Source organism: Candidatus Protofrankia californiensis (assembly GCF_900634765.1).
GTDB lineage: Bacteria > Actinomycetota > Actinomycetes > Frankiales > Frankiaceae > Protofrankia > Protofrankia californiensis.
This window is the reverse complement of record NZ_CAAAFT010000042.1, coordinates 2,401-3,221: the sequence shown is the minus strand read 5'-3', so window position 1 is coordinate 3,221 and position 821 is coordinate 2,401. Positions and strand designations below refer to the sequence as shown.

Here is an 821-nt window from a genome sequence, read left to right as displayed (position 1 = left end):
CCACGACCCGCCAGTCCCCCCGCTCCCAGCGCAGCTCAACGCGCCCGGCGGCGTACACGGTGGTGCCGGTGGTGTCCTCGGCGGCGGTGGCCAGATACAGCACGACCCGGTCGGGGATGGCCACGTCGAAGCGGATCCCGACGTAGCGGTAGCCCGGTTCTGAGAACCGTCCGGTCAGCCGGGCGGGAACGGCTTGCTGGGCCGCGGTCGTGCGGGTCTGTTCCAGCAGGGCGGGCTGGTCAGTACCGGTGGCCTGCTCGGTGATGGTGGGTTCGAAGATGTAGGCGCCGACAGCGGCGTCCGTACGAACAGCGATGTGGATCGCGGCGAGGGCTGCACCCAGGGGGTGTGGGCGAACCCGGACACCCGGTCGTCGACCTGCGTGTGCGGGCCCGCGGTCGGCGACACCGGTAGGGCGAGGCCGTGGAAGTCCGCCCAGGCCAGGTCGGAGAAATCGAGGGTGGGCAGGCCCGGATCCGGGGTCACCGGCCCGCTGGTCGCCGGGACCGTGCCGGCCGCACCAGCGGTCGGAGACGGTGCCGGCGCCGGGGAGCCGCCCCGGCCTCCGAGCACCAGCCCGACGGCGATCCCGACCGCGACCAGCCCGGCGGCGACCAGGACCCGCACGCCGGTGGAGAAACGACGCTCGCCAGCCATCCCGGGCGCCTAGCCGGCGAGGTTGAGCACGGTGGACAGCAGGATCGGCCCCATCGCGATCAGGGAGACCCCCAACAGGGTCCAGGGAACCCCGAGCGCGCCGTCCGCGGACATCGATGCCGACAGGACCCCGGTGAAAACGCCGACCGCTATCAGGACAGTGA

The 821-nt window shown here is 72.8% G+C and carries 1 protein-coding gene; it reads right to left on the bottom strand.

The window, feature by feature from the left end:
* Positions 1 to 174: 174 nt before the first annotated feature.
* Positions 175 to 657, bottom strand: a complete 483-nt coding sequence (locus DD1DGNOD_RS02165) for a hypothetical protein (protein WP_131766904.1) — start codon at positions 655 to 657, stop codon at positions 175 to 177.
* Between the last annotated feature and the right edge of the window lie 164 nt (positions 658 to 821).

Bases quoted from the DNA above. Each gene is read 5' to 3' on its own strand.
- DD1DGNOD_RS02165 (WP_131766904.1), bottom strand. From the start codon at position 657: ATGGCTGGCGAGCGTCGTTTCTCCACCGGCGTGCGGGTCCTGGTCGCC.